Genomic DNA, 1874 nt, shown 5'->3' with positions numbered 1-1874 from the left:
CGCCACCACGGGCAGCGCAAGCTCGACGCCGAGCCCGACCAGCGCGCGCCGGATCGGGCCGTTGGCGGCGACCCCGCCCGCGACCACGAGCGCCGAGGGGCGACCGAACCGCGCCTCGAACAGGCGGAGCCCCGCCTTCGTGCGGTTCGCCACCACATCCACCACCGCGGCCTGGAACGAGGCGCAGAGGTCGTCCACATCCTGCTCGCTCAAAGGAGCCACGCGCTCGGCTTCCAGCCGCACCGCGGTCTTGAGGCCGGAGAGCGAGAAGTTCGGCTCGGCCCGCCCCAGCATCGGCCGCGGGAAGGCGAAACGCCCGGCGTCGCCGGTCTCGGCCCGACGCTCCACCTGCGGACCGCCGGGATAGCCGAGGCCCAACATCTTCGCGACCTTGTCGAAGGCCTCGCCCAGCGCGTCGTCCAGCGTGGAGCCGAGGCGGACATAGTCGCCGACGCCGCGCACGGCGAGAAGCTGGGTGTGGCCGCCGGACGCGAGCAGCAGGAGATAGGGAAATGGCACGCCGTCGGTGAGGCGCGCGGTCAGGGCGTGCGCCTCCAGATGGTTCACGGCCGCGAACGGCCGGTCGGCCGCAAGCGCCAGCGCCTTGGCGGCGGTGACGCCCACGATGACGCCGCCGATCAGCCCCGGACCGCCGGCCGCGGCCACGCCGTCGAGCGCGGACAGCGCGACGCCGGCGTCCTTCAGCGCCTTCGCCACAACGCCGTCAAGCGCCTCCACATGGGCGCGGGCCGCGATCTCCGGAACCACGCCGCCATAGGCCGCGTGCTCCTCCACCTGCCCGCGCACCACGTCGGACAGGATCTCACCGGGGCCTTCCGGCGCCGTGAGACGCACGACCGCGGCCGCGGTTTCGTCGCAGGTGGTCTCGATGCCGAGGACGAGCATGGGCGGCGGCGCACTCGCAGGTAGCGGCGCGACTGGACGGCGCGCCGGATGTCTGGCTTTAACGGACGAACGCTTTAACGCTTTCCGGCCCGGCGGCAAAACCGCGGCGCCTTTCTCACCGCACGGCGGACGTTTCTCCCATGAACCTTCCCCTCCGCATCGGCACCCGCGGCAGCGCGCTCGCGCTCTGGCAGGCGAATCGGGTGCGCGACGATCTGATCGCGGCCCACGGCCTCGCGCCCGAGTCGGTGGAGATCGTCGCCATCAAGACCACCGGCGACGCCATCCAGGACCGTCCGCTGAGCGAGGCCGGCGGCAAGGGCCTGTTCGTGAAGGAGATCGACGAGGCGCTGCTCGACGACCGGGTGGACCTCGCGGTTCATTCGGCGAAGGACCTGCCGACCGAGCTCGCGCCGGGCACGGTTCTCGCCGCGACGCTCGAACGGGCGGACGTGCGCGACGCCTTCATCGGCGCCGCCGCCGCGACGCTGGACGCGCTGCCCCACGGCGCCGTGGTCGGCACCGCCTCGCTTCGGCGCGGCGCGCTGGTGCTGCGCCGGCGGCCGGACGTGACTGTGGTGTCCTTCCGCGGCAACGTGCAGACGCGGCTCGACAAGCTCGCCCGGGGCGAGGTCCACGCCACGCTGCTGGCGCTCGCCGGCATCAGCCGGCTCGGGCTCGAGGCCCACGCCACCGAACTGCTCGACGTGGAGACCTTCCCGCCGGCGCTCGGGCAGGGCGCGATCGCCGTGACCGCGCGAGCCGGCGACGACGCCACGCTGACGGCGCTCGCCGCCCTCGACCACGCCCCGACCGCCGCGGCGCTCGCCTGCGAGCGGGCGTTCCTCACCGTGCTGGACGGCTCCTGCCGCACGCCGATCGCGGGCCTCGCCCGGCTCGACGCGGCGGGGCGCCTCGGCTTCCGCGGGCTTGTGCTGTCGAAGGACGGCCGGCGCAGCGTGGAGGGC

2 protein-coding genes are annotated in these 1874 nt (G+C 74.2%); one reads left to right on the top strand and one right to left on the bottom strand.

Annotation, left to right across the window (positions count from 1 at the left end):
• On the bottom strand, positions 1–906 hold a 906-nt coding region (gene tsaD, locus ACFQ4O_RS17280), incomplete at its 3' end, for a tRNA (adenosine(37)-N6)-threonylcarbamoyltransferase complex transferase subunit TsaD (RefSeq protein ID WP_378777584.1).
• 140 nt (positions 907–1046) lie between these two features.
• On the opposite strand from tsaD, the gene hemC reads away from it, so the two are divergent.
• Positions 1047–1874 (top strand): hydroxymethylbilane synthase (gene hemC, locus ACFQ4O_RS17275; RefSeq protein WP_378777582.1); only part of this gene is annotated, 828 nt, incomplete at its 3' end.

Origin of the sequence: Methylopila musalis (assembly GCF_042679725.1) — a bacterium.
Lineage (GTDB): Bacteria > Pseudomonadota > Alphaproteobacteria > Rhizobiales > Methylopilaceae > Methylopila > Methylopila musalis.
The sequence above is the reverse complement of the archived record's forward strand: the minus strand, read 5'-3'. Positions and strand labels throughout refer to the sequence as shown.